This is a genomic window from Aeromicrobium marinum DSM 15272, from assembly GCF_000160775.2.
Classification (GTDB): Bacteria; Actinomycetota; Actinomycetes; order Propionibacteriales; family Nocardioidaceae; genus Aeromicrobium; species Aeromicrobium marinum.
This window is the reverse complement of sequence record NZ_CM001024.1, coordinates 1,346,603-1,372,663: the sequence shown is the minus strand read 5'-3', so window position 1 is coordinate 1,372,663 and position 26,061 is coordinate 1,346,603. Positions and strand designations below refer to the sequence as shown.

Annotated in this window: 23 protein-coding genes; 11 read left to right on the top strand and 12 right to left on the bottom strand. The window is 72.4% G+C overall.

The window, feature by feature from the left end; genetic code table 11:
* Positions 1 to 71 precede the first annotated feature (71 nt).
* Entirely contained in the window at positions 72 to 785 is a 714-nt protein-coding gene (locus HMPREF0063_RS07040) for a queuosine precursor transporter (protein ID WP_007077968.1), read from the top strand.
* Here HMPREF0063_RS07040 and tgt read toward each other — a convergent pair.
* Genes tgt through HMPREF0063_RS07025 form a run of 3 tightly spaced genes read right to left on the bottom strand, consistent with a single transcriptional unit; the run spans position 779 to position 3,086 of the window.
* A complete protein-coding gene (gene tgt, locus HMPREF0063_RS07035; RefSeq protein ID WP_007077967.1) occupies positions 779 to 1,981 on the bottom strand; it encodes a tRNA guanosine(34) transglycosylase Tgt in 1,203 nt (400 codons plus the stop codon). The genes HMPREF0063_RS07040 and tgt overlap by 7 nt on opposite strands.
* A gap of 4 nt (positions 1,982 to 1,985) precedes the next feature.
* Complete coding sequence (locus HMPREF0063_RS07030) at positions 1,986 to 2,651, bottom strand: M50 family metallopeptidase (protein ID WP_007077966.1); 666 nt, start codon at positions 2,649 to 2,651, stop codon at positions 1,986 to 1,988.
* A gap of 9 nt (positions 2,652 to 2,660) precedes the next feature.
* The gene (locus HMPREF0063_RS07025; protein ID WP_007077965.1) at positions 2,661 to 3,086 is read right to left on the bottom strand and encodes a tetratricopeptide repeat protein; all 426 of its coding nucleotides are present in this window, start codon (positions 3,084 to 3,086) and stop codon (positions 2,661 to 2,663) included.
* A gap of 93 nt (positions 3,087 to 3,179) precedes the next feature.
* Between HMPREF0063_RS07025 and HMPREF0063_RS07020 the strand changes: the two genes are divergently transcribed.
* Entirely contained in the window at positions 3,180 to 4,352 is a 1,173-nt protein-coding gene (locus HMPREF0063_RS07020) for a DNA recombination protein RmuC (protein WP_040320157.1), read from the top strand.
* Here the strand turns inward: HMPREF0063_RS07020 and HMPREF0063_RS07015 are convergent.
* The 4 genes from HMPREF0063_RS07015 to HMPREF0063_RS07000 are packed head-to-tail and all read right to left on the bottom strand — an operon-like array spanning position 4,324 to position 8,678.
* A complete protein-coding gene (locus HMPREF0063_RS07015) occupies positions 4,324 to 4,896 on the bottom strand; it encodes a DUF998 domain-containing protein (protein ID WP_007077963.1) in 573 nt (190 codons plus the stop codon). The two genes, HMPREF0063_RS07020 and HMPREF0063_RS07015, sit on opposite strands and share 29 nt — an antisense overlap.
* Before the next feature lie 50 nt (positions 4,897 to 4,946).
* Complete coding sequence (locus HMPREF0063_RS07010; protein ID WP_007077962.1) at positions 4,947 to 6,095, bottom strand: cystathionine gamma-synthase; 1,149 nt, start codon at positions 6,093 to 6,095, stop codon at positions 4,947 to 4,949.
* Entirely contained in the window at positions 6,092 to 7,468 is a 1,377-nt protein-coding gene (locus HMPREF0063_RS07005) for a cystathionine beta-synthase (protein WP_007077961.1), read from the bottom strand. Before HMPREF0063_RS07005 ends, HMPREF0063_RS07010 begins: the two co-directional genes overlap by 4 nt.
* Positions 7,469 to 7,472: 4 nt before the next feature.
* Positions 7,473 to 8,678 carry a hypothetical protein gene (locus tag HMPREF0063_RS07000; protein WP_007077960.1) on the bottom strand — a complete coding sequence of 402 codons (1,206 nt, stop codon included), beginning with the start codon at positions 8,676 to 8,678 and terminating at the stop codon, positions 7,473 to 7,475.
* Between the two features lie 52 nt (positions 8,679 to 8,730).
* On the opposite strand from HMPREF0063_RS07000, the gene HMPREF0063_RS06995 reads away from it, so the two are divergent.
* Positions 8,731 to 10,308, top strand: a complete 1,578-nt coding sequence (locus HMPREF0063_RS06995) for a hypothetical protein (RefSeq protein WP_007077959.1) — start codon at positions 8,731 to 8,733, stop codon at positions 10,306 to 10,308.
* Here the strand turns inward: HMPREF0063_RS06995 and HMPREF0063_RS06990 are convergent.
* The 3 genes from HMPREF0063_RS06990 to HMPREF0063_RS06980 are packed head-to-tail and all read right to left on the bottom strand — an operon-like array spanning position 10,280 to position 13,663.
* On the bottom strand, positions 10,280 to 11,557 hold the full coding sequence (locus HMPREF0063_RS06990) for a DUF6716 putative glycosyltransferase (protein WP_007077958.1): 1,278 nt from the start codon (positions 11,555 to 11,557) through the stop codon (positions 10,280 to 10,282). The genes HMPREF0063_RS06995 and HMPREF0063_RS06990 overlap by 29 nt on opposite strands.
* Positions 11,554 to 12,441, bottom strand: coding sequence for an N-acetylneuraminate synthase family protein (locus HMPREF0063_RS06985; protein ID WP_007077957.1), 888 nt, complete (start codon positions 12,439 to 12,441; stop codon positions 11,554 to 11,556). Before HMPREF0063_RS06985 ends, HMPREF0063_RS06990 begins: the two co-directional genes overlap by 4 nt.
* Positions 12,434 to 13,663, bottom strand: coding sequence for an acylneuraminate cytidylyltransferase (locus HMPREF0063_RS06980; protein WP_050760921.1), 1,230 nt, complete (start codon positions 13,661 to 13,663; stop codon positions 12,434 to 12,436). Before HMPREF0063_RS06980 ends, HMPREF0063_RS06985 begins: the two co-directional genes overlap by 8 nt.
* 227 nt (positions 13,664 to 13,890) lie before the next feature.
* On the opposite strand from HMPREF0063_RS06980, the gene HMPREF0063_RS06975 reads away from it, so the two are divergent.
* From HMPREF0063_RS06975 to HMPREF0063_RS06950, 6 genes are all read left to right on the top strand, one after another.
* Positions 13,891 to 15,087 (top strand): DUF6716 putative glycosyltransferase, encoded by a 1,197-nt coding sequence (locus HMPREF0063_RS06975; RefSeq protein WP_007077954.1) that lies wholly within the window; start codon positions 13,891 to 13,893, stop codon positions 15,085 to 15,087.
* Positions 15,088 to 15,228: 141 nt separating this feature from the next.
* On the top strand, positions 15,229 to 15,756 hold the full coding sequence (locus tag HMPREF0063_RS06970; protein ID WP_050760920.1) for a hypothetical protein: 528 nt from the start codon (positions 15,229 to 15,231) through the stop codon (positions 15,754 to 15,756).
* Positions 15,753 to 17,888, top strand: a complete 2,136-nt coding sequence (locus HMPREF0063_RS06965) for a YhgE/Pip domain-containing protein (RefSeq protein WP_007077953.1) — start codon at positions 15,753 to 15,755, stop codon at positions 17,886 to 17,888. Before HMPREF0063_RS06970 ends, HMPREF0063_RS06965 begins: the two co-directional genes overlap by 4 nt.
* A 42-nt stretch (positions 17,889 to 17,930) precedes the next feature.
* Positions 17,931 to 19,190, top strand: coding sequence for a M18 family aminopeptidase (locus HMPREF0063_RS06960; protein ID WP_007077952.1), 1,260 nt, complete (start codon positions 17,931 to 17,933; stop codon positions 19,188 to 19,190).
* A 184-nt stretch (positions 19,191 to 19,374) separates the two neighbouring features.
* Complete coding sequence (gene rpsA, locus HMPREF0063_RS06955) at positions 19,375 to 20,844, top strand: 30S ribosomal protein S1 (RefSeq protein WP_007077951.1); 1,470 nt, start codon at positions 19,375 to 19,377, stop codon at positions 20,842 to 20,844.
* Positions 20,845 to 21,102: 258 nt separating this feature from the next.
* Positions 21,103 to 22,059 (top strand): helix-turn-helix domain-containing protein, encoded by a 957-nt coding sequence (locus HMPREF0063_RS06950; RefSeq protein ID WP_040320156.1) that lies wholly within the window; start codon positions 21,103 to 21,105, stop codon positions 22,057 to 22,059.
* 96 nt (positions 22,060 to 22,155) lie between these two features.
* On the opposite strand, the gene HMPREF0063_RS06945 is transcribed toward HMPREF0063_RS06950, so the two are convergent.
* Positions 22,156 to 23,472 (bottom strand): class I adenylate-forming enzyme family protein, encoded by a 1,317-nt coding sequence (locus HMPREF0063_RS06945; protein ID WP_007077949.1) that lies wholly within the window; start codon positions 23,470 to 23,472, stop codon positions 22,156 to 22,158.
* Positions 23,473 to 23,599: 127 nt separating this feature from the next.
* Here HMPREF0063_RS06945 and HMPREF0063_RS15730 point away from each other — a divergent pair, with 127 nt between their 5' ends.
* Both HMPREF0063_RS15730 and coaE read left to right on the top strand, forming a co-directional pair.
* The gene (locus HMPREF0063_RS15730) at positions 23,600 to 24,409 is read left to right on the top strand and encodes an SH3 domain-containing protein (protein ID WP_007077948.1); all 810 of its coding nucleotides are present in this window, start codon (positions 23,600 to 23,602) and stop codon (positions 24,407 to 24,409) included.
* Complete coding sequence (coaE, locus tag HMPREF0063_RS06935) at positions 24,406 to 25,008, top strand: dephospho-CoA kinase (RefSeq protein WP_007077947.1); 603 nt, start codon at positions 24,406 to 24,408, stop codon at positions 25,006 to 25,008. The genes HMPREF0063_RS15730 and coaE overlap by 4 nt, the downstream gene beginning before the upstream one ends.
* On the opposite strand, the gene HMPREF0063_RS06930 is transcribed toward coaE, so the two are convergent.
* Positions 25,005 to 25,967, bottom strand: a complete 963-nt coding sequence (locus HMPREF0063_RS06930) for a sigma-70 family RNA polymerase sigma factor (RefSeq protein ID WP_007077946.1) — start codon at positions 25,965 to 25,967, stop codon at positions 25,005 to 25,007. The genes coaE and HMPREF0063_RS06930 overlap by 4 nt on opposite strands.
* Between the last annotated feature and the right edge of the window lie 94 nt (positions 25,968 to 26,061).

Genomic DNA, 26,061 nt, shown 5'->3' with positions numbered 1-26,061 from the left:
CCGATTCTCCCAGACGGTCCCGATCCCCGCCGTGCGCGGGCGAGGCGTCGGGGCCGTGGGATGATCGGCCCATGAGTTCTCAGGCAACCTCACCAAAACCTGACGTCCGGTTCGCGTCCCGCGGTTCGAGCCACTTCGACGTCCTGCTCGCCGTCTTCTGCGTCGTCCTGGTGGTGTCGAACATCGCCGCCACCAAGGGCATCGAGTTCGGGGTCGGGTCGTTCGACCTCGGATCGGTGCAGATCCTGCCGATCGTCACCGACGGCGGCGCGATCCTGTTCCCGTTGGCCTACATCCTCGGCGACGTGATCTCCGAGGTGTACGGGTTCCGGGCGGCCCGCCGGGCGATCTTCACCGGTTTCGCGATGGCCCTGCTCGCGGCGGGCACCTTCTGGCTGGTCGAGCGGGCGCCCGCGGCCGCGTTCTACGAGAACCAGACCGCGTTCGAGAGCGTCGCCGGGCCGGTCGGGCAGATCGTGCTCGCCAGCGTCGTGGGCTACGTCGTCGGTCAGCTCCTCAACTCGTGGGTGCTGGTGCGGATGAAGGCCCGGACGGCCGAGCGGGGGCTGGTCGCCCGGCTCGCGACCTCCACCGGCGTGGGTGAGGTGGCCGACACCTTCCTGTTCTGCGCCATCGCCGCCAGCGCGATCGGCATCACCTCGACCGGCGTGTTCTGGAACTACTTCGTGGTCGGGGTGATCTACAAGATCGGTGTCGAGCTGCTGGTCATGCCGCTCACCATCAGCCTGATCGCGTGGCTCAAGCGCCGCGAACCCAGCTACTGACCGCGGCGCGGGTAGTACCGGGCCAGCGTCTCGGCCTTCAGGTCGGCGTACGTGCCGTCCGCGACGGCCTCGCGGATGCGGTCGACCAGTCGGACGATGAAGCGTTCGTTGTGGATCGTGCCGAGGGTGTTGCCGATGAACTCGTCGGTCTTGAACAGGTGGTGCAGGTACGCGCGGGAGTAGTGGGCGCAGGTGTAGCAGTCGCACTCGGCGTCGATCGGGTCGAAGTTGCGCTTGTTCGCCGCCACCTTGAGGTTGAACTGCCCGTCGGAGCCGTACATGCGTGACGACCGGGCGACCCGGGACGGTCCGACGCAGTCGAAGGTGTCGCACCCGGCCTCGACGGCGGTGAACAGGTCGTCCGGTTCGCCGATGCCGAGCAGGTGGCGGGGACGGTCGTCGGGCAGCTCCTCGGTGACCCACCCGATGATCGTGCCGAGGTTCTCCTTCTCCATCGCCCCACCGATGCCGAAGCCGTCGAACCCGAGCGGCACGAGGTCGCGGGCGGCCTGCCGGCGCAGGTCCTCGTACTGCGCGCCCTGCACGACCCCGAACAGCGCCTGGTAGGGCTTGCCGACCCGCTCCTCGGTGAGCCGGCGGTGCTCCTCGACACAGCGGACGGCCCACGCCTGGGTGCGGGCGAGTGCCTCCTCCTGGTAGCCGCGGGTGTTCATGAGGGTCGTGAGCTCGTCGAACGCGAAGATCACGTCGGCGCCGAGCTCGTGCTGGATCCGCATCGAGATCTCGGGGGTGAACCGGTGCCGGCTGCCGTCGAGGTGGCTCTTGAACGTCACGCCGTCGTCGTCGACGTGGGCGAGCCGCTCCTTGCCGGGCGCGATCACCTCGTCGGAGGTGACGCCGGTGGCGTCCATGGCCAGCGTCTTCTTGAACCCGGCGCCCAGACTCATCACCTGGAACCCGCCGGAGTCGGTGAAGGTCGGACCGGGCCAGTTCATGAACCGTCCCAGTCCGCCGGCTTCGTCGACCACGTCCGACCCCGGCTGCAGGTACAGGTGGTAGGCGTTGGCCAGCAGGGCCTGGGCGCCCAGCTCCCGCATCTGCTCGGGCAGCACCGCCTTGACGGTGGCGCGCGTGCCGACGGGGACGAAGGCGGGCGTCCGGACCTCGCCGTGCGGGGTGGTCAGCGTGCCGGTGCGGGCGCGGCTGTCGTTCGCGGTGTGGTGGACGGTGAACACCGGTTCATCCAACCACCCCGGCGGCGACGCCGACCGCGGCCAGGCCGGGCACCAGCAGCAGCGCGTTCCACACCCCGGCCGGCAGGCGGGTGAGTCGGGCGAGGACGTCGGCGTCGGTCGTGCGGGAGCGGCGACGTCGCCGGTGGCCCCACAGCTCGACGACGGTGCGGGGTCCGGCCAGCAGCAGGAACCACGCCAGCACCAGCACCACCGGTTCGCGGACCTCTACGGTCGCGTACCTCACCAGCGCGACGACGGCGCCGCCCGCGACGACCACGACGAGGAGCCCGAACAGGTTGCGGACGTGCACGACGACCGCGACCAGCGTGCCGAGCGCGATCCACAGGGCCAGGTCGACCCGGCCCGTGCCGACCGCCAGGGCGAGGGCGAGGCCGACGACCGACGGTGCGGGGTAGCCGGCCGCCGCGGTCGCGATCATGCCGGGTCCGCGCGGTCGTCCCCGCGAGACGGTCAGACCCGAGGTGTCGGCGTGCAGCCGGATGCCGGTGAGCCGGCGTCCGGTCAGCACGGCGACGGCAGCGTGACCGGTCTCGTGGACGAGGGTCGCGGCGTGCCGGGTCCAGTGCCACAGGCCGGGCACCAGCACCAGGGCTGCGGCCAGCAGGACGGCGGCCAGCTGCGGACCGTCGAGACCGTCGGGCAGCGTCATCCCGCGAGTCTAGGAGGACCCTCCGCGCAGCCGGTCGCCCAGAACCAGCCCGCCGAAGGTGGGGTCCGGACCAGCACCGACCAGCTCGACCCGCGTCGCGTCGCGACCGGACGCGCCGAGTGCTCCGGCGATCCGGTGCTGCGTCGCGCCCTCGGCGTGCCGACTCTGCCGGTCGAGGCTGAGCCCGAGCGCCGTGCGGGCCCACGCGCTGGTGGGCTCGAGCTCGACGAGGCGGCGGAAGGCGTCCTCGGCGAGGGTGAGGTGGGCGGCGGCGAAGTGGGCGCGGCCCAGCAGCTCCCAGGCGCCGGCGTGGTCGGGGGAGGCCGTGGTGACGTGCTCCAGCAGGCGGACGGCCTCGCGCGGGCGGCGGGACGCCACCAGCTCCTCGGCGCGGCGGTAGGCGTCGTAGGCGTCCGGCGTCGTGTGGTCGGTCATCGTGCCTCCTCGGGGTGGTCGACGACCTCAACATCTCGAGGCACGCAGATGTTCCTCCACGGAACTGTCGGTGCCGGCGACGACCATGGACCCATGGATCCCGTGCTCGTCCTGCTCCTCGGCCTGCTGGTCGGCCTCGGCCTCGGGGCGGTGGTCGGCTGGTTGTTCGGCCGTTCCGCAGGCTCGGCCCCTGCCGACGCCGCGCTCGACCTGGTGGCCGCGCGGACCTCTGCGGCAGCGCTGCGCGAGCAGCTGGAGCACCAGCGCGAGGAGCTCGGTCGTCGCGCGGCTGACGACCGGTCCGAGAGCCAGGTGCTGCAGGCCCTGGCCCCCGTCACCGAGACGCTGCGCACGATGCAGGCCAAGGTCGCCGACCTCGAGCAGCAACGGCACACCCAGCACGGCGAGCTGCAGGAACAGATCCTGGCCACCCGCGCGAGCGCCGAGCAGTCGCGCGCCGCCGCCGCCCACCTGGCCGCGGCGCTGAGCAACAACTCCACCCGCGGCGTGTGGGGCGAGGCCCAGCTGCGGTCGCTGGTGGAGTCGGCCGGGCTGCTCGACCGGGTCGACTTCACGATGCAGACCACGATCACCGCGGAGTCCGGCAGCCGTCGTCCCGACATGGTGCTGCGGTTGCCCGGCGGCAAGTCGATCGCGGTCGACGCCAAGGTCCCGTACAGCGCCTACATGCAGGCCCACGACCTGGACGGGTCCGGCGACCCCGATGCCGCCGACCGCCGTTCGGCCCTCCTGTCCCGGCACGCCGGTCAGGTGCGGGGGCACGTCGACGCGCTGGCGAGCAAGACCTACTGGAGCGGCCTCGACGCCAGCCCCGAGTTCACCATCGCCTTCATCCCCACCGAGCCGCTGCTGGCCGCCGCCCTGGCCCAGGACCCGACCCTGCTGGACCACGCCTTCGCGCAACGTGTCGCGCTGGCGTCACCGGTCAGTCTCTGGGCGGTGCTCAAGACGGTCGCCTTCACCTGGCAGCAGGACGTGCTCACCGAGGACGCCAAGCAGCTGTTCGACCTCGGCAAGCAGCTGCACTCGCGGCTGTCGACGATGGCCGAGCATGCCGACAAGCTGCGCCGGTCGATCGAGGGCACGGTCAGCAGCTACAACCAGTTCGCCTCGTCGCTGGAGTCCCGCGTGCTGGTCACGGCCCGCAAGCTGGACGGCCTCGACGAGTCGCGGGTCATCGGTACCCCCGGCGTCATCGAGACCTCGCCGAGACCGCTCACCGCACCTGAGCTCGTGCCCGAGTGAGCGCCACCACGGCGACCCAGACGTAGCCGGGCCACAGCGCCAGCCGCTCGGTCGCACCGATCGCCCACGAGCCGTCGACCGCGACCGTGCCGACGAAGGCCGCCACGCCGATCGCCGACAGCGCCGCCACCGCCGTGGTGGCGTGCGCGAGGCGGGGCTGCGACGCGACCAGGCTGCGGCCCATGAACGCCAGGGCCAGCGGCTGGGCGAGGAAGATCGGCAGGGCCACCAGGCCGTGGAGTGCGCCGTTCTCGTTGACCGTCACCAGGCCGACGCCCACCGAGCCGGCACCCGAGACGCACCACAGCGCCACGGCGGTCGTGCCTGCCCGCCCGGGGAGGTGGCGCCGGGCGAACAGCAGCGCGCCGAGCGCGAGGGTGCAGCCGAACCAGATGAACGCCGGGTTCATGACCGGGTGGCCGGGGGAGCACAGCAGGTCACCCCGGACGGTACGGCACGCGGTGTTGCCGAGGTCGCTGATCGTGCTGCCGACGAACGAGTAGTCCGCCGAGGCCCGCAGGCCCACCAGCACCTCGACGAGCACGTACAGGGGCTGCAGGGTCCAGGCCAGGACCCCCGCGCGCGTCGACGGACTCAGGTCAGGGCCTGCTCGAGATCGGCGAGCAGGTCGGCGGTGTCCTCGATGCCGACCGACAGCCGCACCAGGTCGTCGGGCACCTCCAGGGCCGATCCGGCGGTGGACGCGTGGGTCATCGCGCCGGGGTGCTCGATCAACGACTCGATGCCTCCCAGACTCTCGGCCAGGGTGAAGACCTCGGTCCGGCGGCAGAGGTCCAGGGCGGCCTCGCGGCCCCCGGCGAGCCGCAACGACACCATCCCGCCGAACCGGCGCATCTGGCGCGCCGCGACCGCGTGGCCGGGGTGCTCCGGCAGGCCCGGGTACAGCACGGAGGCGACCGCCCGGTGCCCCTGCAGGAGGTCGACGACCGCCTCGGCGTTGGTGCAGTGCTGCTCCATGCGGACCGCGAGCGTCTTGGCGCCGCGCAGCGTCAGGAAGGCGTCGAACGGCCCGGGGACCCCACCGGCACCGTTCTGCAGGAAGGCGAACGCGGCGTCGAGCTCGGGGTCGTCGGTGACCAGGACGCCGCCGACCACGTCGGAGTGCCCGCCGATGTACTTGGTGGTGGAGTGCAGGACGACATCGGCTCCCAGCGCGAGCGGCTGCTGCAGGTACGGGGACGCGAAGGTGTTGTCGACGACCAGGCGGATGCCGGCCCGGCGGGTCACCTCGGCGAGCGCCTCGACGTCACCGATGTTCAGCAGCGGGTTGGTGGGGGTCTCGATCCACACCGCACGGGTCGTCGGCGTGAGAGCCGCCCGCACCGCGTCGACGTCTCCCACCGCCACGGGAGTGTGGGTGACGCCCCACTGGCTGAAGACCTTGTCGACCAGCCGGAAGGTCCCCCCGTACGCGTCGTCCGGGATCACCAGGTGGTCCCCGGGGCGCAGCAGGCTGCGCAGGGCACAGTCGGTGGCGGCCATCCCGGAGGAGAACGCGCGCCCGTGCGCGCCGCCTTCGAGAGCGGCCAGATTGGCCTCGAGCGCCGTCCGGGTGGGGTTGCCGGTGCGGGCGTACTCGTAGCCGCCGCGCATGCCGCCGACGCCGTCCTGGGCGAAGGTGGAGCTGGCGTAGATCGGCACGTTGACCGCGCCGGTCAGCGGGTCCGGCTCGTGGCCGGCGTGGATGGCGCGGGTCGCGAAACCGCGTCGACGCTCGCTCATACGTGCACCCCCAACAGGTCGTGACGGGTCAGGACGCCCAGCGGCTTGCCGTCCTCGACCACCATGACCGCGTCGCTGTCGCGCAGCATCGTGATCGCGGTGTCGAGGTCCTCGCCGGAGCCGAGCAGCGGTAGCGCCGGCTCCATGTGCGCCGAGACCGGGTCGGTCAGGGAGGCGCGACCCTCGAACACCGCACCGAGCAGAACCCGCTCGCTGACGCTGCCCGCCACCTCGCCGATGACGACCGGCGGCTCGGGGCCGACGACCGGCATCTGCGACACCCCGTACTCGTGCAGGATGCCGATCGCGTCGCGGATCGTCTCCTGCGGGTGGGTGTGGACCAGGGCGGGGATGTCGCCGGACTTGCGGCGCAGGATCTCGCCGACCGAGGGCCGGTCGGTGCTGCCGTCGAGCGGCTCGCGCAGGAATCCGTACGAGCTCATCCACTCGTCGTTGAAGATCTTCGACAGGTAGCCGCGGCCGCCGTCGGGCAGCAGCACGACCACGACGGCGTCGGGACCCTCCCGCTCGGCGACCTGCAGGGCCGCCACGGCTGCCATGCCGCAGGAGCCACCCACGAGGAGGCCCTCCTCGCGGGCCAGCCGGCGGGTCATGTCGAAGGAGTCGGCGTCCGAGACGGCGATGATCTCGTCGGGCACGTCCGGGTCGTAGGCGCTGGGCCAGAAGTCCTCACCCACCCCCTCGACCAGGTACGGCCGCCCGCTCCCCCCGGAGTACACCGAGCCCTCCGGGTCGACACCGACGACGGTGACCCGTCCGTCCGAGACCTCCTTGAGGTAGCGGCCGACCCCCGTGATCGTGCCTCCCGTCCCGACCCCGGCGACGAAGTGCGTCACCGTCCCGTCGGTGTCGGCCCAGATCTCTGGGCCCGTGGTCTCGTAGTGGCTCTGCGGTCCGGCCGGGTTGGAGTACTGGTCGGGCTTCCACCCGCCGTCGGTCTCGCGCACCAGCCGGTCCGAGACGTTGTAGTAGCTGTCGGGGTGTTCCGGCGGCACGGCCGTGGGACACACCACGACCTCCGCGCCGTAGGCCATCATCGTGTTGCGCTTGTCGAGGCTCACCTTGTCGGGGCACACGAAGATGCAGTGGTAGCCGCGCTGCTGGGCCACGAGCGCCAGCCCCACACCCGTGTTGCCCGACGTCGGCTCGATGATCGTGCCTCCGGGCCGCAGGGCGCCGGACTTCTCGGCGTCGTCGACCATCTTGACGGCGATCCGGTCCTTGGCGCTGCCGCCGGGGTTCAGGTACTCGATCTTGGCGGCGACGAGCCCGGACCCGGGGGAGGGGACGTGGTTCAGACGCACCAGCGGGGTGCCGCCGATGAGGTCGACCACGTGGTTGGCGATGCGCATGTCGTCATTGTTGCACCGGCGCGGGCGTGCTCGTCCGGCTCGGTGCGAGCAGCAGGAAGGTCGCCAGCGCCGCGGCCACGACCGCCACGGTGACGACCAGCCCGTTCAGACCGACACCCGTGCCGTAGGCCACGACGAGGATGACGGCGACGGCGGCCCACACCGGCAGGGAGATCCCGTGGGCGTGCCGCGCGAGGGCGTCGAACACCAGCAGGTGCACGACCGCCAGGCACGATCCGGCGAGCGCGAACAGCCACAACCGGTCGGCGACCGCCTCGTAGCGGTCACCGCCGACCAGCACCAGCGCGAGCCGGGGCAGCAGCGCCGTGGCGAGGGTGGCGAGGGCACCGAGACCCGCCACGAGACCGACCGCCACCCACCGGGCCCGGGTCGTCGTGGCCCGGGCGAGAGCCGGGTACACGACGACACTGATGAACTGGGGGAAGAACAGCGCGGCCTTGGCGAGGATGACTCCTGCGGCGTACAGCCCGCTGTCCTCGCGTTCGAGGATCGTCCGGGCGACGATCGCGTCGAGGTTGCTGAGCACGAAGTACGCCAGCAGTGCCTGGGCCGCCAGCAGGGTCTCGCGCAGGAAGGGGCGGTGGTCGGTCCGTCCGGTCGAGCCGCCCCGCAGCAACGACCCGGCCGCCAGCAGCGGCAGCCAGGCGCCGAGCGCCACCCCGGTCATCGCGGCGGTGACGCTGGGATCGACCAGCAGTGCCCCGACGCCTCCGACCAGCCGGCCGAGCCCTCCGGTCAGGTAGACGACGGTGAGCATGCCCCACCGCTCACTGCCCTGCGCGATGCCCATCTGGGCTCCCATCAGGGTCAGCGGGACCAGCGCGGCGCCGCACATCAGCGCGGGCCAGACCGAGTCCAGCCGCAGGGCCGGGGTGAGGGCCAGCGTCACGAGGCCGACCCCGAGGCCGGTGAGCACGGCGAGGACCACCGCGACCCGGGCGACGCCCCCGACGACCACGGACGTGTCGCCGCCGGCGACCGCGAGTCGTCGGGCGGAGGACGCCTGCAGGGCCAGGGACACGACCGTGCCGACCAGCAGGACGGCGAGCAGCGCGGTCAGCGCTCCGAGGTCGCTCACGTCGAGCAGCCGGGCGCCCGCGAGGGTGAACCCGTACACGGCGACGTTCATCCCGATCATCCCCGTCGCCACGAGGGTGCCGCTGGAGAGCAGCTGGCGCACGAGTCTCACCGGATCACCCTATGCGCGGTCCGGGCAGGTCGCCCGCGGCTAGGGTGGCCCGATGGCACGCCTGTGGGACCTGGTCGTCGTCCAGTGGTGCGTGGTGCTGGCGCTGCTGGTCGGGCTTCCGTGGTCGATGTCCGGCTACCTGCTGACCGGGCGGATGGTGTGGGTGCCCCGTCCCGAGGTGCGTCGAGCCGACCTCTGGGGCGCCGGTGAGACCCAGCTGCGGGCCCTGCCGTCCGACGCCCTCGCGGCGCTCGCCGGCACCGCGATCGACCCGATGGTCGTGCAGCGCGTCGTCCTGTGGGCGGCGTTGGCACTCGCGGGCCTCGGCGCGGCGCGGCTGGTCCGCGACCTGGGGGTGGGTCCGATGCTGGCGACGGCGACGCTCGCCGTCTGGAACCCCTACGTCGCCGAGCTGCTGGTCACCGGTCGCTGGCCGGAGCTGGTCGCCTACGCCGGGCTGCCGTGGATCGTCGTGGCCGTCCGGCACCCGACCGGTGTCCGCTGGGCCGTGCTCACCCTCGCCCTCGCCGCCGCGGCGCTCACACCGGCCACCGGGATCGTCGGCCTGCTGCTCGCCGTCGCCGCGGGGGCCGGCCGGGCGGGGGTCTTCCGTCCCCTCGTGCTCGCCACCGTGCTCAACGCCCCGTGGGTCGTGGTCGCCGTGCTCGCCGACCGGTACCCGCGGACGCCCGACCTCGACATCGGCACCGAGGCGCCCGGCCCGGTCACGGCGCTGCTCGTGGTCGTCGGGGTCGTGGGGCTCGTCGGGGCGGTGCGGCTGGTGCGCACCGACCTGCCGCTGGTCCGGGCGCTGGGTGGTGCGGCCGTCGTCGGCGCCCTGATCGCGTCGGTGGACGCCCTCGCCGCGGGAGCGGTCTCCGACGCCGTCGACGTGTTCGGTCCCGCGGTCCTCCTGCAGGACGCCGGGATGTTCCTGGTCCTGGCCGTGCCGTTCTGCCTGGTGGCGTTCGGCCACGGGGTGGGGTGGCTGACCCGGCTGGTCGAGGAGCGTGTCGTCGACCACCGATGGGCGGTCGCACCGGCGGTCATCGCCGTCGCGTTGCCGTTGGCCGCGCTGCCGGCGCTGTTCGACGGTGTCGACGACCGGGTCGAGCCCGTGGAGTACCCGGCCGACTGGACGGCGGCGCGGGTCGCCGTGGCGGCGTCGCCGGTCGACGGGGACATCCTCGTGCTGCCGTTCTCGGCCCTGCGGGAGCACGAGTGGAACGCCGGACGGACCGTGGTGGACCCGGCAGGCCTGTTCTTCGACCGGGTCACCCTCACGCCGACGACCGGTGTGCCGGCCGCGGACGCCGTCCGTGCGTTGCTGGAGGCGGGTGCACCGGCAGCGGAGTTCGCCGCGGCGGGGATCGGCATCGTGGTGCTCGACCCTGCCGCGGCTCCTGCCGTCGGCGGCCCGGAGCCGGTCCTGCTGACCGGCGCCAGGGAGGTCCCCACGGGCGAGGTCGGCCTGCGGGTCTTCGAGCTCGACGGCGCGACGCCGGCGGACCGTACGGAGGACCGCGAGGTGCTGTGGGCCGCGTGGGGTCTGGCCGGGGCGTTCGTGCTGGTCGCGCTGCTGCGCGTGGTGGGCGCCTCGTTCAGCCGGCTCCGGTCGGCACGGGTCTGAACCGCCGGCTGATCATCCAGCGCGACCGCGCGACCTTCAGGGACACCCACACGACGGCGTGCTCACCCAGGCCCTGCCACGTCGACCGCTCCTGGCTGAAGGCCAGGTTGCGGTAGAACATCAGCTTGGCCCGGTGGACGAGGGTGTCGGCCTCCACGACCAGGGGCGCGAGCCCCTCGGCCGATCGGAGCCGTACCAGGTCCTGCAGGTCGTCCAGCCAGGTCGCCGCCGTGGCCGGGTGGAAGTAGTTGTCGTCCAGCCACTGCGGGTCCGGCGTGCGGAAGCGTCCGGCGACCAGCTCGTCGCCGGACTGCAGCACCCCGCTGCCCTCGAAGACCAGGTTGATCTGTCGCGCGTCGACGCCGAAGTCGTCCAGGGCCAGCACGGGCACACCCATCGCGACGGCCTCCAGCAGGGCCGTCGAGCTCACGGTGACCAGCCCCGTCGCACGGCGGAGGTGGTCGGACATCGGGCCCGACTCCAGCAGCAGGTTGGGCGGCAGCGGCCCGTCCTCGGCAGCGAGGTCGACCATCAGGTCGTCGTACGGATGCTGCTCGTCGTGGGTCTGTGCCTCCCCGGGCCGGGCCCGGACCTTCACCACGACCCGCAGCCGCGGATGGGCGACCGCCGTGTCGGCCAGACGCCGCAGCAGGTGCATCCGTTCGGCGCGGGTCGACGGCACCATCGCCTGCGCCGCGAACACGATGCTGTCGCGGGGGACGGTGTCATCACCTGCTCGTGCGGTCGGGCCGTCGTGCAGGAACGGCAGGGTTGCGAGCGTGAAGCGGTGGCGCAGGCCCAGTCCGGCTGCGGCGACCTCGAAGTCGCGGACCTCGCGGCGGCTGTGCAGGACGAACAGATCGGCACCGCGGCGGAAGCCGAGCCCGAACGGCAGGACCGGGACAGCGATCCCCGGGAGTCCGCTGACGACCACCGGCCGCCTGGGCCCGGCGGGCATCGCCAGCTCGACGGCCGCCTGCACCGCGAGCCCCCGAGCGGCCGCGACGAACACGTCGGGCTCCTCGGCGAGCAGCTCCCGCAGACGGTCGAGGCTGACCCGCTCGAGGTCGTCCGGGCCGAAGCGGGTCCCGGCCAGGGCTTCCACGACCTGACGGTGCGAGGGCTCGGCCGTGCCGCGGGCCATCACCAGTCGGACGTCCCACGTCGGCGGGAGCCGGCCGGCGAGCGCGGCCCCCCACTTGACGTACGAGTCGGAGTCGACCAGGACGACGGCCCGCGGCCCGCTCACGTGGCGGGGGTCGCCACCGGCCGGCGCAGCCGCTTCATCGGCGCCTCCTCGCCGGGCATGATGCGCTTGACGCCGTCGCCGAAGGCCATCTCGAGGATCCGGATGTCGCGCACCAGGCTCATGAACCCGTGCGGCTCCAGGCTCGCGGCCTGGTCCGAGCCCCACATGGTGCGGTCCAAGGTGATGTGGCGCTCGACCGCGCACGCCCCCATCGCCACCGCCGCGAGCGAGATCTGCAGGCCGGGTTCGTGACCGGAGTACCCCACCGGGACGCCGTAGCGCTCCTGCAGGGTGTGGATCATCCGCAGGTTCGCCTCCTGCGCGGGCAGCGGGTAGGTCGACGTCGCGTGCATCAGCACGAGCCGGTCGGTCGAGAGGATCTCGACGGCGATGTCGATCTGCTCGATCGTGCTCATGCCGGTCGACAGCACGATCGGCTTGCCGGTGGCGGCGAGCGCGCGCAGCAGGTCGAGGTCGGTCACCGAGGCCGAGGCCACCTTGTGCGTCGGCACGCCGAGGTCCTCGAGGAAGTCGACCGAGGGGACGTCCCACGGCGACGCGAACCACGCGACACCCTTGCTGCGGGCGTACTCGTCGATCTCGCGGTACTGCTCCTGCTCGAACTCGACCCGGTACCGGTAGGCCAGGTAGGTCATCTCGCCCCACGGTGTCTCGCGGATCGTGTCGCGCATCGCCGGAGGGGTCGAGATCTCCGGGGTCCGCTTCTGGAACTTGACCGCCTGTGCCCCCGCGAGCGCCGCGACGTCGATCAGCTTCTTGGCGACCTCGATGTCGCCGTTGTGGTTGATGCCGATCTCGCCGATCACGTACGTCGGGCGCTTGGGCCCGACGATCTCCTCACCGATCAGTTGCCATTCAGCCATGGTTGCGTCCCTCTCTGGTGCTGCTCTCGTGTGACGTGGTCCCCGCGAGCACGCGGTCGGCGAGCTCGCGGACGACTCCGTCGCCACCATGGCGTCGGAGCACGATGTGGGCTGCGTGCAACGCAGCGGGATGGGCGTCGGCGACGGCGACCGGCCACCCGACCAGACGCAGGCAGCCGATGTCGTTGACGTCGTTGCCGAGGTAGGCGATGTCCGACAGCGCGATGCCGTTCTCGGCCGCCCAGGCGCGCAGGGCCGTGGGCTTGTCGTCGCAGCCGTGGATGACGTCGACACCGAGCTTGGCGGCCCGGGCCGCGACGACGCCGTTGGTCTCGCTCGACAGGATCAGCATCGCGATGCCGGCCTTGCGCAGCATCGACACCCCCATGCCGTCGGAGCGGTTGACGGTGACCGACTCGACCCCGAACTCGTCGACCGTGACCCGGTCGCTGGTGTGCACCCCGTCGAAGTCGGTGACGACGGCGCGGGCCCGCAGCGGTGTCGGCCGGTGTGCCTCGCGGTGGGCGAGCACCAGCTCGGCCAGTCGCAGGTCGTCGGGCGTGTCGATCTCCAGCGCGTCGGCGGCGTCGACCTCGACCATCCGGACGCGACCGAAGAAGCGGTGACCGTGCTCGAGGAAGCCCCGGGTCCGCAGGACGTAGAACGCACCGGTCTCGACGAACTCGGCCTCACGGTCCTGACGGCGCGCGCGGGTCGTGGTGTCGTGGTTGACGCCCACCGGTCCGTCGGGGCCGTCGCGCCACAGGTGGGCGTGGGAGCGGGCGACGCTGAACGCCACGTCGCACTCGCCGGTGCGCACCAGGGCGATCGCGCGGTCGACGTCGGCAGGGGTGATGAACGGGCTGGTGGCCTGGACGAACACCGTCACGTCGGGGACGGAGCCGTAGCTGCCCAGCTCGTCGAGAGCGTGTCGCAGGGCCGACTCCGAGCTGGCGCTGTCGCCGGCCAGGTGCCGGGGACGTTCGATGACCAGGGCGCCGTAGCCGCGACCCGCGTCGGCGATCTCCTCGTCGTCGGTCGAGACGATCACCGCGTCGATGCCGCCCACCTCGCGCAGGGTGCGGACGGCACGCCCGACCAAGGGTTCACCGCCCAGTTCACGCAAGTTCTTGCGGGGGACGCCCTTGGAGCCGCCCCGGGCCGGGATGATGGCGCAGACCCCGCGCCGGACCGCGGCCGGCGGCTCCTGACCGGAGGGCACGGGAGGGTGTGCCGGTGCCAGCTGGCTCAACGGGACTCCTCATCGACGTGCTGCGGTGGGCAGGTGCGTTCCCGGGGGACGCTAGGCACGGATCGCGACCCGGTGGTGAACGAGATGACAATGGCGTCCGAACGTCTGGGGGGCCGTCGGGCGTCGATCGGAGAACTTCGGGTGAACGACGCCGTCCGCGCTGGAACGGCAGGACGACGGCGTCCTACGGTGACCCGGTGACCGTCTCGGGGAAGCCGCCGCAGGTGCTGCTGGTGGCGGCGTTCGACAGCCAGCTGAAGTGGTGCGCACCGCTGCGCACGGCCCTGGAGTCGCGCGGCATGGTCTGCACCACCGTCGCGCCCAGCGACGTGTCGTCGGCGTTGTCCGACCAGCAGGTCGCCGACGCGGGTTTCGCGGCGGTGGAGCCCATGAGCTGGGCCGCGATCGTGCGGGCCGCGGCCGGCAGCGACGTCGTGGTGTGCTCGCTGGCCGGGCCCCTGGTGCAGCGCCTCTGCCGGGACCTGGCCGCCCTGCCGCTGCCCGCGCCCGGTCCGGTGCTGGTGTCGGGGTGGGTCGGGATCATCATCGAGAAGATCACGGCCGGGTACCTCGACCGCGCCGGCACCGACGTGGTGGCGGTGAACTCCGGGGCCGACCTGGCGCACTTCTCGCAGGTCGCGGCGGCGCTGGGGTTCCCCGACGACCACCTGCTCCTGGCCGGCCTGCCGTTCCTGTCCACCGCGCCGGCCCCGGTGCGCCGGTCCGGGCCGCCGCGCACCGTCCTGTGGGCCGACCAGCCGACCGTCCCGACGTCCAAGGCCGAGCGGCGCTACGTCTACGAGCGGCTGATCGACTACGCGCGACGCCATCCGGACCGCGAGGTCCTGCTGAAGCCGCGGCACCGACCGGGGGAGGACACCTTCCACCGCATGAAGCACCATCCGGCGGACCTGCTGGCCGGCGTCGACCTGCCGCCCAACCTGCGCCTGGACTACACGCCGATCACGACGCTGCTCGAGCGGGTGGACCTGCTGCTCACGGTCTCGTCGACGGCGTGCCTGGAGGCGGTGGACCGTGGCGTCCGGGTGGCGCTCGTGGCCGATCTCGGGGTGCACGAGCGGTACGGCAACCAGGTGCTGATCGACAGCGGGCTGCTGCGCACCTTCGAACAGGTCGGCGACGACGACCTCGGCACGGTGTCGCCGGCCTGGCGCGAGAGCTACTTCGCCGGCCGGGACCGCCCACCGGCGGAGGTGGTGGTGGACCGGGTCGAGAAGCTGCTCGCCAGCGAGGAGCGACCGTCGCGGGCCGTCTGGGACAGCTCGTACGTGCGGGGCGTGTGGGCGGCCCGCGCCGCGGTGGGAGGGTCCGACGGGCCGCCGCGGCGCTCGCGTCCGGTCCGCCTGCTGATCCGCCTGGCCCGCCGGTTCTGACCCGCCGGTCGGCCGACACCGGATCGACACCTTGTCACCCGGAGTTACCGCCGGTGGTGACCCTTCTGCGTGCTCTCCTGTGTCCGGAGGGTTGCCGCGGAGTTTCACACCTAGGGAGGGTGTGACACGCGGATCACACACATGAGGGAAAACATCGGAGCCGGTGCCGCCTTGGCACTGGTCGCCGCAGGCACGGTCCTGCTCGGCGAAATGCTCGGTCTCGAGCTCACATCGGTCGCGCTGCTCGGCGTGGCCCTCGGCGGGGCCGTCGGGCTCGTGCCGGACCGGTCGCACACCGAGCGCGTGCTCGGCTTCGTGGCCGGCCTGCTGGTCGCCTGGGCGGGGTACGGCGCCCGCGCGGGCGTCCTGCCCGACAGCGACCTCGGTCGGGCCGTGGCCCTGGCCGGAGTCGTCCTGGCCGTGACGGTCGTGACCGTCGTCTCGGCCGGTCGCCTGCCGCTGTGGAGCCTGCTGACGGGCGTCGCCGCCCTGGCCGGTGCCTACGAGTTCACGTTCACGGCGAACACGCCGCTGTTCACCACCGAGTCGGTCAGCGCGGTCACGGCCGTCCTGCTGGCCGCAGCCGTCGGCACCGTCGCCACCGGCCTCACCGTGGGACGCGACGCGTCCGACCGGTCCGACCACCGCGCCCAGGAGGTCGCCCGATGAACAGCACCACGCCCCGCCGCCTCGCCTGGAGCATCGGCACCACGGCCTGCCTCGTGCTCGCCGCCTCCGCGGCACCGGCCACGGTCGCCGGCGCCTTCGCCGCCGACAGCATCGACGGCGACGTCGCCGTCACCAGCACCGAGACCGTCTCGGTCCGCATGGACGCGTCGGGCACCGTCGTCAACGCCCGCGTCTACGAACAGCTCGTGCTGTCGGGGCGCGGATCGGTCGACATCAGCAACCCGGTCCCCGGCGGACTGCGCAACCTCGACGGCTTCGGCGGCTGGGAGGTCCGCGACGGCGTCCAGCGCGTCACCGCCGACGTCTCGGGCACCCAGCGCTACCGGTCGGTCGCGGACTACGACGGCGACCTTCCGGTCGAGATCGACGTGGACTACCGCCTCGACGGCAAGGACGTCGACGCATCGGACCTGGTCGGCGCGTCCGGCGACCTGGAGGTCTCGTACTCGGTGCGCAACATGACCGCCGAGCAGCAGGAGGTCGTCTTCCTCGACGGCTCGGGCCAGGAGCAGACGCGTCTGCAGGCGGTCGTGATCCCGATGGTCGGTTCGCTCACCACGACCCTGCCCTCGAACTTCACTGAGGTGCGGTCCGCCGAGGCCAACGCGGCCGGTGACGGCAAGGGCGGCACGTCGCTCTCGTTCACCATGACGCTGTTCCCGCCGATCGGGTCCGACCGCGCGACCTTCGGCTACACCGCACGGATCAAGGACGGCGTCCTGCCGGACGCCAACATCTCGCTGCTGCCGGTCAACCCGCTGGAGAGCCCGTCGTTCTCCGGCGGTGCCGACAGCTACGCCGCCGGTGCCGCGACCGGCGCCGACCTGACCGCCGGCGCCACCACGATCGACGGCAACCTGCTGAAGATCCGCGACGGGGCCGCCGACCTGGTCGCCGGCCTGCTCCAGCTGCGCGACGGTGCGGGCGAGCTCAACGCCGGCCTCGCCGGCACGGCCGCACCGGGGGCCCAGGCCCTCGCAGCGGGCGCGGTGAAGCTGCGCGACGGTGCCGGTCAGCTCAGTGCAGGCACCGGCGACCTGACGGCCGGGGCGAACAAGCTCAACGCCGGCGCCGGGGCCCTGGCGCAGGGCCTGAAGGACGCGGGCGCCAAGGCGCCGGCGCTCCTCGGCGGGCTCGAGGAGCTCAAGGCCGGCCTGACCCTGGTCGACAACGGTCTGACCACGCTCAACGGACAGGTCGTCCCGGGTGCCGGCCAGATCAACACCGGGGCGACGCAGCTGCTCGGTGCCCTCGACGCCCAGCTGCTCGCCGGGCTCGACGGTGCACTCGGTGCGCTCGCCGCGGCCGGTGCGTCGGCCGCGGACCTGCCGGACTCGCTCGAGAAGGCCACCATCCAGGGCAACGTCGCCGGGGCCGTGGGCGCCATCACCCAGGTGCGTGGCGGACTCGACACCACCGTGCGCGGCGGTCTCACCCAGATCCAGGGCGGGTCGGCCCAGATCAGGGACGGGGTCGACGCGCAGACGTCCGCGGGAGCGGCGGCGACCGACGGCACGCTGAAGAACGGCCTCGCCCGGCTGCTCGGCGGGGTGGGGCTGCTGCAGACCGGCGGCAACGACCTGCTGGCAGGACTCGGTCAGCTGTCGGCGGGCGCCAACCAGCTGTCGGCCGGAACGGGCGACCTCGCCGCAGGTGCCGGCAAGCTCGATGCCGGCGCGGGCACGCTCGCCGCAGGCACGGGTGACCTCTCGTCCGGCGCCGGACGTCTGGCCGACGGTCTCGGCGACGCCGCTGATGGTTCGGGACGGCTGGCCGACGGTCTCGCCACCGCGGCCGGGAGCGCTCCGGCGCTGCCGGAGGGCGCCCAGACCCTCTCGGACCAGGGCACGTCACAGCTGATCAACGTGGGCAACGCGACCGCGATGGACTACGGCCTGAAGTACGCGCTGATCGAGGCGAGTGCTGCACGGGCGGGGTCGGCCCAGCCGTTCGGTGCCCCCGAGGGGGCGACGGCGCTCGCCGCCTGGCGGATGACGCTGGCCGGTGAGTCGGGCGAGGGCTCGGCCAACGTCACCCGCGGCATCGCCGCCGCGGTGCTGATCGCCGCGGGGCTCGGTGTCGCCGCCCTGCGTCGGCGGCCGACGGCCTGACCGATCCGGGACCAACCGTGCGGCCGGCCCTAGGCTGGCCGCATGGTTGATCCCGCCCAGGACCTGTGTCGCTTCGTCGATGCGTCGCCCAGCCCGTTCCACGTCTGTTCGACCGTGGCGGACGAGCTGACCGCGGCCGGGTGGCAGCTGCTCGACGAGCGGGAGCCGTGGCCGGCCGCGTCCGGCCGGTACCTCGTCGTCCGCGGCGGCTCGCTGGTGGCGTGGTCGACCGAGTCGTCCACCGGGCCGGCGGACGCGTTCCGCATCGTCGGCGGCCACACCGACAGCCCCAACCTGCGGCTGAAGCAGCACCCCGACCGCGGCTTCGACGGGCTCGGCGTCGTGGCGCTCGAGCCCTACGGCGGAGCCTGGCTGCACACGTGGCTCGACCGTGATCTGGGCCTCTCCGGGCGCCTCGCGCTGCGGGACGGCACCACCCGCCTGGTGCACGTCGACGACCCGGTGCTGCGCGTGCCGTCCCTGGCCATCCACCTGTCCGCCGCGCGCCGGGAGATCGAGGTCGACCCCCAACGGCATCTCGACGCGATCTGGTCGGGCGCCCGGCACCGGGGCGACGTCGTCGCGTGGGTGGCGGGGACGGTCGGCGTCGACCGTGCCGACGTGCTCGGCTTCGAGCTGATGGCGCACGACACGCAGCCGAGCCGGCTCGTCGGGGCCGACCGCGAGTTCGTGGCCGCGCCGCGCCTCGACAACCAGGTCACCTGCTTCGCGGGGATGCGCGCGCTGACCGCGACCGCGCCGGTGCAGGGCATCCGGCCCGTGCTCGCCCTGTTCGACCACGAGGAGGTCGGCAGCACCTCGGAGCGTGGTGCCCAGTCCGACCTCCTGGCCACCGTGCTCGAGCGCATCGTGCTGGCCGCCGGTGGCACGCGGGACGACTACCACCGCGCCGTGGCCGCGTCGGTGTGCGCGTCGGGCGACATGGCCCACGCCACCCATCCCAACCACGCGGACCGGCACGAGCCGCAGCACCGGATCACCGCCGGCGGGGGACCGGTGCTGAAGATCAACCAGAACCTGCGCTACGCCACCGACGCGCGTGGCTCGGCGGCCTTCGCGCTGGCCTGCGAGTCCGCCGGCGTCCCGCTCCAGACGTACCTGCACCGGGCCGACCTGCCGTGCGGGTCCACCATCGGCCCCCTCAGTGCGGCCCGCACCGGCATCACGACGGTCGACGTGGGAGCGCCGCAGTGGGCCATGCACTCGGTGCGCGAACAGATGGCCGCCGCGGACGTCGACCTCTACACCCGTGCGCTGACGGCGTTCCTCGCTCCGACGTGACCGTCCGCCCCGGGTTCACGGCGTCGACCGCCGGACGTTAGTCTGGTAGGTGCGCTGGTGACCTGTGCGTGTCTCGGACCGAGCAGGCGCGTGCTCGCACTGTCCGTCGATTCCTCGGCGGGCTGCGATCCAAGGGGAATCGGCCGTCACAACTCATCCATCCATCCATCGGAGCCCATCCTTCATGACTTCCAGCATCGCAACTCCTTCTGCGGCACCGCAGGTTGCGGTCAATGACATCGGCAGCGCTGAGGACTTCCTCGCCGCCATTGACAAGACCATCAAGTACTTCAACGACGGCGACATCGTCGACGGCACGATCGTCAAGATCGACCGCGACGAGGTCCTGCTCGACATCGGCTACAAGACCGAGGGCGTCATCCCCTCGCGCGAGCTGAGCATCAAGCACGACATCGACCCCAACGAGGTCGTCGCCCTGGGCGACACCGTCGAGGCCCTCGTCCTCCAGAAGGAGGACAAGGAAGGCCGTCTGATCCTGTCCAAGAAGCGCGCGCAGTACGAGCGCGCCTGGGGCGACATCGAGAAGATCAAGGCCGAGGACGGCGTGGTCGAGGGAACGGTCATCGAGGTCGTCAAGGGCGGCCTCATCATGGACATCGGGCTCCGTGGATTCCTCCCCGCCTCGCTGGTCGAGATGCGTCGTGTGCGCGACCTCGACCCGTACATCGGTCAGAAGATCGAGGCCAAGATCATCGAGCTCGACAAGAACCGCAACAACGTGGTCCTGTCGCGCCGTGCCTGGCTCGAGCAGACCCAGTCGGCGGTCCGTCAGAACTTCCTCACCGAGCTGAAGAAGGGCCAGGTCCGCAAGGGCGTCATCTCGTCCATCGTCAACTTCGGTGCCTTCGTCGACCTCGGCGGCGTGGACGGACTCGTCCACGTGTCGGAGCTGTCATGGAAGCACATCGACCACCCGAACGAGGTCGTCCAGGTCGGCGACGAGGTCACCGTCGAGGTGCTCGACGTCGACATGGACCGCGAGCGCGTCTCGCTGTCGCTCAAGGCGACGCAGGAGGATCCGTGGCAGCACTTCGCCCGGACCCACCAGATCGGCCAGATCGTGCCCGGCAAGGTCACCAAGCTGGTCCCGTTCGGTGCGTTCGTGCGGGTCGAGGAGGGCATCGAGGGCCTGGTGCACATCTCCGAGCTGGCCGAGCGTCACGTCGAGATCCCCGAGCAGGTCGTGCAGATCGGCGACAGCGTCATGGTCAAGATCATCGACATCGACCTGGAGCGTCGTCGCATCTCGCTGTCGCTCAAGCAGGCCAACGAGACCGAGGCCGCCGTCGCCGACGACTTCGACCCGACGCTGTACGGCATGACGTCGTCCTACGACGAGCAGGGCAACTACATCTACCCCGACGGCTTCGATCCCGAGACCGGCGAGTGGCAGGACGGCTTCGAGGAGGCGCGTGCCACCTGGGAGAAGCAGTACGCCGAGGCGCACGAGCGCTGGGAGGCCCACAAGAAGCAGATCGCCGACTCCGAGAAGGCGAGCATCGAGGCCTCGGAGGCGTCGAACTACTCCTCGGAGGCTGCCGCTGACGAGGGCGCCGACTCGGCCGGAGCCGGCTCGCTGGCCTCCGACGAGGCCCTGCAGGCCCTGCGGGAGAAGCTGACCGGCGGCGAGTGACCTCTCGCTGATCGATCGACCTGGACCCCCCGGCCTCGGCCGGGGGGTTCAGTCGTCCCAGGCGTGGCTGCGCGGGCCGGGACGCGAGCCGAGGCCGTCGTGACGGATCGTGGCACCGAGGGGGACGAGGACGGCGAGGAGCAGGAACAGCAGGAGCAGAATCATGGCAGTAATTCTTCGCCACGCGGGTTCCTGCCACCAGAGGCAGGAATGCCATGGTTGATGGATATTCTGCCAAGGCTGTGTCATGGTGAGGGCATGACGACTGTCGCGGTGATCGTGTCCGACGGCCTCGAGCCGTTCGGCCTGGGCGTCCTGGCCGAGGTGTGGGGCGAGGGCTACCACCCCGAGGACGAGAACCCGGTGTTCGACTTCCGCGTCTGCACCGAACGACCGGGGGCCGTCGCCACCGAGTACGGGTTCGAGATCGTCGTGCGGCACGACCTGGCGTCGGTGGCCGACGCGGACGTCGTGGCCGTGGCCGCGAAGCGCGACCGCCGGCGGGAGGAGCCGGCCGTCTCGCAGGTGCTGCGGGAGGCGCACGACCGGGGGGCGGTCATCATCGCCTCGTGCAGCGCGGTGTTCACCCTCGGCGACGCCGGTCTGCTCGACGGCCGCCGGTCGACCACCCACTGGAGGTACGGCGCCGAGCTGCAGGAGGCCTTCCCCCGGACCACGGTCGACACCGACGTGCTCTACATCGACGACGGTGACGTGGTGACCGGGGCGGGATCGGCAGCGGGCATCGACGCCAACCTCCACCTGATGCGCCGCCTGCACGGCTCACGCACGGCCGCCACGGCCGCCCGCCGCATCGTCGTGCCGCCGCACCGCGACGGCGGGCAGGCGCAGTTCATCCGCACGCCGCTCGGGCTGACCGAGTGCGACACGCTCGGTCCGTTGCTGGCCTGGGCCGGTGAGCGGCTCCACGAGCCCCTGCCCGTCGAGCGACTGGCGGCGCAGGCCCACATGTCGGCCCGGACCTTCGCCCGTCGCTTCCGCGACGAGACGGGCACCACGCCGCTGCAGTGGCTCACCTCCCAGCGGGTGGCACTCGCCGAGGAGCTGCTCGAGAACTCCGACCTGTCGATCGAGCAGATCGCGCACCGGGTCGGGTTCGGCAACGCCGCGACGCTGCGCCACCACTTCGCCGGCTCGCGTGGCACGTCGCCGCAGGCGTACCGGCGCAGCTTCGGCTGTCTCGACGCCTCCTGACCCGCCTCACCTTCCCGCTGGCAGTGACGTTTCTGCCCTGAATCGGGCGAATTCGGGGCCGAAACGTCACTGCCAGCGCGGAGGTGACGGAGTCGCTCAGGCGAGGTCGGTGCGGCGGACCTTGCCGGTCGCGGTGCGGGGCAGCGCGGGGACCTGCCCGTACTCCTTCGGACGCTTGGCCGGGGCCAGGTGCTCCTCGGCCGCCTGTCGCAGCTGCTGCTCGTCGGCGTCGCCGACCCACACCGCGCACACCCGCTGGCCCCAGCGGTCGTCGGGCCGGCCGAAGACGGCGATCTCGACGACCCCCGGAACCGTCTCCAGCACGGCCTCGACCTCGGCCGGGTACACGTTCACCCCGCCGCTGATGACCAGGTCGGTGCGCCGCGCGTCGAGGTACACGTAGCCGTCCTCGACCCGGCCGAGGTCGCCGACGGTGAAGGCGGGACCGTCCGGGGTATCCCGCCACGCCGCCGCGGTCTTCTCCCGGTCCTCCCAATAGGTGAAACGTGCCCACGGCGGGACGGCGCACCACAGCAGCCCGTCGTCGTCGACGGTGATCGTGCGGCCCGGTCGCGGCCGACCGAGGGTCCCCGGGCGTGCGTGCCACTCCGCGGCGCTGCACGCGGTGAACTGCCCCTCGGTGGAGCCGTAGAACTCCCACACGGTCTGTCGCCCGAAGGTCTCGTGCGCGCGTCGCCTGATCGCGTCCGGGCACGGTGCGCCGGCGTGTGCCACGAGCCGGAACGACGACGGGTCGAGGCGCGTCCCGGTCGCGTCCTCGTGGGCGAAGAGCCGCTGCAGGTGCGCGGGAACGCAGAACATGGTCGTGGGGCGGACCGCGGAGACGGCGGCGACCATTGCGCCCGGCTCGAACCGCGGCAGCACCGCGACGGATCCGCCGGCCAGCAGGGTGCCGGTGGCGAACCGCAGGGGAGCGGAGTGGTGCAGCGGCGACACCACCAGGTTGACGTCCTGGTCCGAGAACCCCCAGAGGTCACGCTCCTCCAGACCGGCCGCCGCCGCGGCCGGACCGTCGAGGAGGCCCGACCAGACCCCCTTGGGTCGGCCGGTCGTGCCGGAGGTGAAGTGCATCGGGCGGCAGCGTGGCCAGGGGTCCAGGTCGACCTCGGCGGTCCCGTCGAGCGCGGTCAGTCCGGCGTCGTCGTCGAGGACCAGGGCAGGACGCACGTCCGAGACGATCGCCTCCCGCTCCGAGGAGGTCAGGCGGGTGTCGAGCGGGACCGGCACCACACCGGAGCGACAGGCCGCCAGCACGAGGTCGACCATCAGCGGGGAGCCGGGGACCGCCACGACGACCCGGTCGCCGGTACCGACCCCGGCCGACCGCAGGCCGGCCGCGAGCCGCCGCTGCCGCGCCTCGCTCGTCGCGGCGTCATGGATCTGCGGCTCCACGGGTCACCTCCGGGTGAGATCGGTCACAGGCCCCCGCCTGTGGGTTGCGCCGAGGCGGATCGACGGCCGCCAGTATGCTTCACTCGTTGGTCGGTACGACGTCCCCCACCGCGAAGCAGGTATTTCTGTGGCTTCCAGCCACCGCAGTCCCCAGCCCGCCTTCTGGCGCCTCCAGCTCTCCCGGGCTCTCCTGCCGACCCTGGGCCTCGGCGCGCTCGCCGTGGCCTCGGCCGCGGTGGTGGTGCAGAGCCCCGAGCTGCCCGAGGCCGCGCCCACGTCGACTTTGGTCCGCACGGTCTCCGAGCCGGTCGAGGTCAGCCGTAGCGGTGAGCGCCCCCAGCTCGAGAGCGATGTCGTCGCCGCCCAGAAGATCCAGGGCCAGCTGTTCGTCCGGGGACTGACCGACGTGCGTGCGGGGGCCGCGGCCGACTCGCCGAGTCTCGCGCAGGTCGACGTCGGCCAGACCGTCGACGTGACCGGTGTCGTCGAGGGCGAGTGGACCCAGGTCATGCACAACGGCCTGCCGCGGTGGGTAGCCACCGCGACGTTGTCGGCCACCGAGCCGCTGGGCACCGCACCGTGCGCCGCCGGGTCCGCCGTCGAGCGCGGCCTGCAGCCCGACACCGTCAAGGTGTACCGCGCCGTGTGCGCACGGTTCCCGCAGATCGGCCGCTACGGCGGCCGCGGGGGCGGCGGGGAGCATGCCACCGGTCGTGCCCTCGACATCATGGTCAGCAGCGACGTCGGCACCCAGATCGCCGACTTCGTGCGGGCCAATGCCCGCGAGCTCGGCGTCAGCCAGGTCATCTGGCGTCAGCGCATCTGGACCCAGCAGCTGGCCGGCGGCGGGTGGCGTCCGATGAGCGACCGGGGCAGCGCGACGGCGAACCACTACGACCACGTGCACGTCACGACCTACGGCAACGCCGCGTCGTGAGGCTGCGGGTCGGACTGACCGGCGGCATCGGCTCGGGCAAGAGCACGGTCTCGCGCCTGTTGGCCGACCGCGGCGCTGTGGTGGTCGACTACGACCTGCTGGCGCGTGAGGTCGTCGAGCCGGGCTCGCCCGCCCTGACCCGGATCGCCGAGCGGTTCGGCGCCGACGTGCTCGCCGCCGACGGCACCCTCGACCGGCCGGCCCTCGGCTCCGTCGTGTTCGCCGACGCTGCCGCCCGCCGCGACCTGGAAGCCATCACGCACCCCGCGATCCGCGACCTGGCGGCGCTCCGCGAGGCGCAGGCCCCCGCTGACGCGGTCGTGGTGCACGACAACCCCCTCCTGGTCGAGATGGGCGCCCACGTCGCCTGCGACGTCGTCGTGGTCGTCGACCTGCCGGTCGAGGTCCAGCTGCGACGGCTCGTGGAGCTGCGGGGCATGACCGAGTCCGAGGCCCGCGCGCGCATCGCCGCACAGGCGTCGCGGGACGACAGAGCCGCTGTCGCCGACCACCTGGTCGACAACAGCGGCTCCGAGGCGGAGCTGGTCGCCACAGTCGGGGGTCTGTGGGACCGGCTCACGCTCGAGGGCGGCTCCTAGGCCGCCAGGTCCGGATCGGCGACCCGCCGCAGCTTGGCGAGCGCCTCCCGCTCGAGCTGGCGCACCCGCTCGGCGGAGATGCCGTGCCGCTTGCCGATGTCGGCGAGCTTCTGCTGGCGGCCGTCGAGCAGCCCGTAGCGGGCCCGCACGATGTCGGCCTCGCGCTCGCCCAGGTGGTCGATCAGCTGGGCGATCATGCCGCGGGTGGCGTCGGACATCATCGACGAGTCCGGGCCGGGGGCGGTCTCGCGGGCGATCAGGTCGCCCAGCGAGGTGTCGCCGTCCTCGTCGACCGGCGTGTCGAGGCTGACGTGGTCACGGCCCCACGAGAGCAGGTCGATGACGCGGTCGACGTCCATGCCGAGCTCGGCGGAGATCTCGGCCGGCTCGGGGTCGTAGCCCAGGGTGCGTTCGAGATTGCGCCGGGCGGCGGTGACCTGGTTGAGCTCCTCGACCACGTGCACGGGGAGGCGCACGACCCGGGCCTGCTGGGCGATGCCGCGCGTGATCGCCTGGCGGACCCACCAGGTGGCGTAGGTGGAGAACTTGAAGCCCTTGACGTAGTCGAACTTCTCGACCGCGCGGATCAGACCGGTGTTGCCCTCCTGCACCAGGTCCAGCATCGGCATCGCCGACCGGCCGTACTTGCGCGCGATGGACACCACGAGGCGCAGGTTGGCCTGGATGAACTCCTGCAGCGCCCGCTCGCCCTCGGCGGCGATCCACTCCAGCTCCTCGGCCGTGGCACGCTTCGGCGCCCCGCCCTTGGCACGGCCGACGCGGCCGGTGTCGAGCAGGTGGCGCGCGAACAGCCCGGCCTCGATGGTCTTGGACAGCTCGACCTCGCGGCCGGCGTCGAGCAGGGGGGTGCGGGCGATCTCGGCCAGGTACATCCCGACGCTGTCCCGGCCCTCGCCGTCGCGTGAGCGGGGGTGCGTGGACGTGGTGCTGTTGCTCATGAAGCGCCTCCCAGCGTTGTCTCTGTACGGGGTCAACGCGTCGCAGAGGCCGGGGATTCCGCTCTCAGACGTTTCTTAGCACGCCGGTCCAAGC

Coding starts and splice junctions, on each gene's coding strand:
- HMPREF0063_RS06930 (WP_007077946.1), bottom strand. CDS start 25,967: ATGAGCAACAGCACCACGTCCACGCACCCCCGCTCACGCGACGGCGAG.
- HMPREF0063_RS07005 (WP_007077961.1), bottom strand. CDS start 7,468: ATGCGCATCGCCAACCACGTGGTCGACCTCATCGGCGGCACCCCGCTG.
- rpsA (WP_007077951.1), top strand. CDS start 19,375: ATGACTTCCAGCATCGCAACTCCTTCTGCGGCACCGCAGGTTGCGGTC.
- HMPREF0063_RS07010 (WP_007077962.1), bottom strand. CDS start 6,095: ATGAGCGAGCGTCGACGCGGTTTCGCGACCCGCGCCATCCACGCCGGC.
- HMPREF0063_RS06995 (WP_007077959.1), top strand. CDS start 8,731: ATGGCACGCCTGTGGGACCTGGTCGTCGTCCAGTGGTGCGTGGTGCTG.
- HMPREF0063_RS07020 (WP_040320157.1), top strand. CDS start 3,180: ATGGATCCCGTGCTCGTCCTGCTCCTCGGCCTGCTGGTCGGCCTCGGC.
- HMPREF0063_RS07030 (WP_007077966.1), bottom strand. CDS start 2,651: ATGACGCTGCCCGACGGTCTCGACGGTCCGCAGCTGGCCGCCGTCCTG.
- HMPREF0063_RS06960 (WP_007077952.1), top strand. CDS start 17,931: ATGGTTGATCCCGCCCAGGACCTGTGTCGCTTCGTCGATGCGTCGCCC.
- HMPREF0063_RS06985 (WP_007077957.1), bottom strand. CDS start 12,441: ATGGCTGAATGGCAACTGATCGGTGAGGAGATCGTCGGGCCCAAGCGC.
- HMPREF0063_RS06965 (WP_007077953.1), top strand. CDS start 15,753: ATGAACAGCACCACGCCCCGCCGCCTCGCCTGGAGCATCGGCACCACG.
- HMPREF0063_RS07025 (WP_007077965.1), bottom strand. CDS start 3,086: ATGACCGACCACACGACGCCGGACGCCTACGACGCCTACCGCCGCGCC.
- HMPREF0063_RS07040 (WP_007077968.1), top strand. CDS start 72: ATGAGTTCTCAGGCAACCTCACCAAAACCTGACGTCCGGTTCGCGTCC.
- HMPREF0063_RS06950 (WP_040320156.1), top strand. CDS start 21,103: ATGACGACTGTCGCGGTGATCGTGTCCGACGGCCTCGAGCCGTTCGGC.
- HMPREF0063_RS06970 (WP_050760920.1), top strand. CDS start 15,229: ATGAGGGAAAACATCGGAGCCGGTGCCGCCTTGGCACTGGTCGCCGCA.